The 3,896-nt window shown below is 67.5% G+C and carries 3 protein-coding genes and 1 tRNA gene; 1 reads left to right on the top strand and 3 read right to left on the bottom strand.

All coding sequences use genetic code 11. The annotated features are described in order from the left end of the window. Positions 1–280 precede the first annotated feature (280 nt). Positions 281–352 (bottom strand) — tRNA-Thr (locus TVH25_RS20970). Between the two features lie 118 nt (positions 353–470). Between TVH25_RS20970 and TVH25_RS20965 the strand changes: the two genes are divergently transcribed. Beyond that, positions 471–2,039 (top strand): threonine/serine ThrE exporter family protein, encoded by a 1,569-nt coding sequence (locus tag TVH25_RS20965; protein WP_422425382.1) that lies wholly within the window; start codon positions 471–473, stop codon positions 2,037–2,039. Positions 2,040–2,070: 31 nt separating this feature from the next. On the opposite strand, the gene TVH25_RS20960 is transcribed toward TVH25_RS20965, so the two are convergent. Both TVH25_RS20960 and TVH25_RS20955 read right to left on the bottom strand, forming a co-directional pair. Next, on the bottom strand, positions 2,071–2,304 hold the full coding sequence (locus TVH25_RS20960; protein ID WP_072702139.1) for an MbtH family protein: 234 nt from the start codon (positions 2,302–2,304) through the stop codon (positions 2,071–2,073). Then, positions 2,301–3,689, bottom strand: coding sequence for a lysine N(6)-hydroxylase/L-ornithine N(5)-oxygenase family protein (locus TVH25_RS20955; protein ID WP_422425381.1), 1,389 nt, complete (start codon positions 3,687–3,689; stop codon positions 2,301–2,303). Before TVH25_RS20955 ends, TVH25_RS20960 begins: the two co-directional genes overlap by 4 nt. Positions 3,690–3,896: the final 207 nt, after the last annotated feature.

Genomic DNA, 3,896 nt, shown 5'->3' with positions numbered 1-3,896 from the left:
CCCGCCCCGCGGCACGCGCGCCCCCGGCCCCCCCCCCCCCCACCCCCGGGCCCCCCCCCCCCCCCGGGGGGGGGGGGCGGAGTCGTCTTGCAGCACCGACAGGGCTGTGAGATCCCACACCGCGCGTGGTCGAAGCGGGGTGCGGATCCAAGGGCCGCTTCCGCCGGGCGCAGGCACTCGCAGCCCCGGCGACCTCGAGGCCGGCCCTGCCGCGACCGCCGGGCGTCATGTCGAAAAAAATAGGCCGACCTGCAGTTATCTGCAGATCGACCTACTCTCGAGCCCCCTAACGGGATTGAACCGTTGACCGCTCGCTTACAAGGCGAGTGCTCTACCGCTGAGCTAAGGAGGCAGCGAACGCCGCCCATCATATAGGTCGTCCCGCCTCCGGCGCACACCGCCCGTTTCGTTACGGTGGAACGCATGCGTACCGCCCCACCTGTCTCCGCCCGTACCGGAGGTGGCGGTCAGTGAGCCTGCTGGGCGATGTCCTGGACCGGACCCTGGGTACGCGCCGCGCGACCATCGACGCGGTCACTGCAGCACCCACGCCGCTGCAGCCGATCGACCTGACCGACGACGCGGTGGTCGCCGAGGCGCTCGATGTCGCGGTCCGCGTCGGCGAAGTCCTGCTCGCGTCCGGCACGGGCGCGATCGACACCGCGGAGCAGGTCCGGTTCGTCGCCGCGACCTACGGCCTCGCGCAGTGCGACGTCGATGTCACCTACAACTCGATCGTGCTGTCCGCTTATCGCGGGCAGACGATGCCGCCCGCGAGCACGATGCGCGTCGTGCACTACCGCTCGATGGACTTCACGCGGCTGGCCGCGGTCGACCGGTTGACGCGCCGAATCCGCCGCGACGCGATCTCCCCGGCGCAAGCACACGAGGAACTGCTCGCGATCACGTCGGCGGCCCACCCGTACAACCGCTGGGTCGCGACGATCGCGTGGTCGGGGATGGCCGCGGCGATCTCGGTACTGCTCGGGGGCGACGCCCTGGTGGCTCTCGTCGCCTTCGGATCGACGTTCGTGATCGACCGAGTCAATCGCGCCCTCAACCACGCCGGTCTGCCGTTCTTCTTCCAGCACCTCGTAGGCGGCATCATCGCAACCGCCCCGGCGATCACGTTGTACGGGCTACGGGAAACACTCGGCTTCGAAGTGTCCCCAGGGTTGATCATCGCCGCCGGCGTCACCGTGCTGTTGTCCGGTCTGTCGCTGGTGGGTTCCGTGCAGGATGCGATCACCGGAGCCCCGATCACGGCGTCGGCCAGATTCTTCGAAGTACTCATGATGACGGGCGGCATCATCGCCGGCGTCGCGACCACCCTGCGCGTCGCGGAGGTGTTCGGCGCCGAACTGCCGTTGATCAGTTACGGGGCACTGCCGGACCTCACCCAGCTGCCGACGAAGATCCTGGCCGGCGCCGCCGCCGCCGCGTTCTACGCACTCGCGTGTTACGCGGAGCGCCGCGCGCTCACCGTCGCGGCCCTGGCCGGAGCTGCCGGCAGCCTGGGCTATCAGCTGGCGCTCGGGCTCTCGCTCGGTCCCATCATTTCCTCGGCGGTGGCGGCCACCGTCATCGGCTTCGCGGGTGGCCTGATGGCCCGCCGCGCCCTCACCCCGCCGCTGGTCGTCGCGGTCGCGGGTATCACTCCGCTGCTTCCCGGTCTCGCCCTGTACCGCGGTCTGTACGCGATGCTGCGCAACGAGATGAGCATCGGCATGACCGCGCTGTTCGCGGCATTCGGTATCGGCTGCGCACTCGCGGCCGGAGTCACCCTCGGCGAGTGGCTCGCGCGTCGCACCCGCAACCCGCGAAGTATCCTCAAGGTCGGGTCGCTGCGCCGCCCGCAGTTGCGCCGGATCCCCCGGATCAGGCTGGAGAAGAAGCGTGCGATCCGGCCGGCCCCGACACCGGTGACCGGCCCGATCCCCATCACGGACACGATCCCGATTGTCGACGCCGCGGCAACCGAAACAACGAGAGCCACGCTGCGCCTCGGTTGGCGCGGGCGTGACTCTCGCAGAATGTAGAAGTATTCGGTGTATCAGCCGTGACGAAGGGTCAGCCCTGACGAGCCTTTTCGTCGGCTTCCATCGCATCGCGAAGGCTCTTCGGACGCATATCGGTCCAGTTCTGCTCGACGTATTCGACGCACGCGGCACGCGACTCTTCGCCGAATACCACCCGCCACCCCTGCGGAACCTCGGAGAAGGTCGGCCACAGCGAGTACTGCTCCTCGTCGTTCACGAGGACGTAGAACCGGCCGTCCTCGTCGTCAAATGGGTTCGTGCTCATCTCGCCTCACTTGTTGCGTAGGTGTGATGGTCCGGAATCCTATCAAGTTCACCGACAACACCCAGGGCTCCGGACATCTTCAGTTCCCGGCGACCGAGGACGGAAGCCAGGATTTCTCCTGCTCGTACCGCCGCGTTCGACAACAGCGACGAGGTCAGGCCGTGTGTCTTCTCGGTGCCGCCCTGCAGGTAGATATCGGCATCGATGTCCTCCGGCGTCGGCAGCCGGTAGTCACGGTCGACCGACAATACCGGCCCGTCCGGCGCGAGGTCGCCGAGGAGCGGAGTGAGCGGCGCAGGCTCGAAACCGGTGGCCAGGACCACCGCGTCGCACACCAGCGTCTCGACGGCACCGTCCAGGTTGTTCCGGACGTCGATCTCGATGCCCGCGGCGCTTTCCGTCGTGGAGACGATTTCCGAGGCGCGGCGCATGAACAGCCGGCGACGCCCACTGACGCGTTCCCGGTACTCGGTGGCGTAGAGCGCCTCGATGAGTTCCGGGGCCACGACGGAGTAGTTGGTGCCGCGATGAAGAGTGAGCACCCGCTCCCGCTCCGCGGGCGACGCTCCGTGGAGTTCGTCGACAGACGAGGGATCGAAGATCCGGTTCGCGTACGGGCTGTCGTCGGCCGGGCTGTAGCCGAAGCGGTTGAAGATGCTGTGGACTTCGGCCTGCGGGTAGTGGGCGTGCAGGTATTGCACCACTTCCGCGGCGCTCTGTCCCGCGCCGACCACGGCGAATCGCTGATGCGCCGGCTCGGGCATCGTGTCCAGGTGGAACAGGAACTGGTGGTTGTGAAAGCACCGCGCCGATTCGGTGGCCCAGGGCGGGATCTGCGCCCGGAGTCCGACACCGACCACGACGCTGCGCGCATGGACCACGCTGCCGTCGACTGCGTGGATCGCGAACAGATCGGCTGTGCCGTTGTGGTGACGGACCGCTTCGACGGCAGTGATCTCGGTTCCGTACCGGACGTCCGCGGTGACACGGTCGGCGGCCCACCGCAGGTAATCCTGGAATTCGTGCCGGGTCGGAAAGAACGTCTGGTGGTTGACGAAGTCCGCGAGCCGCCCGCGCTCGTGCAGGTATGCGAAGAAGCTGTAGCTGCTGGTGGGGTTCCGGAAGGTGACGAGATCCTTGGGAAAGGCGATCTGCATGGTCGCGCCCTCGAGGAGCATCCCGGGGTGCCACGCGAAGTCTTGTCTCCGCTCGAAGAACGTGGCTCGTAGCGGCGAGTCCGGATCGGTCGCGTTGTGTTCCTCGATGGCGATGGCCAGAGCGAGGTTGGCGGGGCCGAAGCCGATTCCGGCGAGGTCGAACACGTCCCCTCGAGGTTCGTCCGGATTCTCCGAATCACCTGCGGTAGCGCTGGATCGGTCGGTCATCACTCAACTTCCGTACTCGGGGGCGCGAGCCCAGGTCCGTCGACCAAAGCTCTGAGAATGTAGCTCAGGCTAACCTTGGTTGGCGAGCCTACCAAGGGTCACGCGTCCGTGGGGGACTCCGAACCGCCGGACTCCCAGCATCTTCCGGACACGGCTGGAGCACCCTTACCCCGGGCGGACGCGAGCGCGGTGGGATCGAAGTCGATC

It is taken from the genome of Rhodococcus sp. 7Tela_A2, assembly GCF_049311045.1.
Lineage (GTDB): Bacteria > Actinomycetota > Actinomycetes > Mycobacteriales > Mycobacteriaceae > Rhodococcus.
The sequence above is the reverse complement of the archived record's forward strand: the minus strand, read 5'-3'. Positions and strand labels throughout refer to the sequence as shown.

Excerpts from the sequence above, each read along its gene's own strand:
- TVH25_RS20960 (WP_072702139.1), bottom strand. The coding sequence starts at position 2,304 with ATGAGCACGAACCCATTTGACGACGAGGACGGCCGGTTCTACGTCCTC.
- TVH25_RS20955 (WP_422425381.1), bottom strand. The coding sequence starts at position 3,689 with ATGACCGACCGATCCAGCGCTACCGCAGGTGATTCGGAGAATCCGGAC.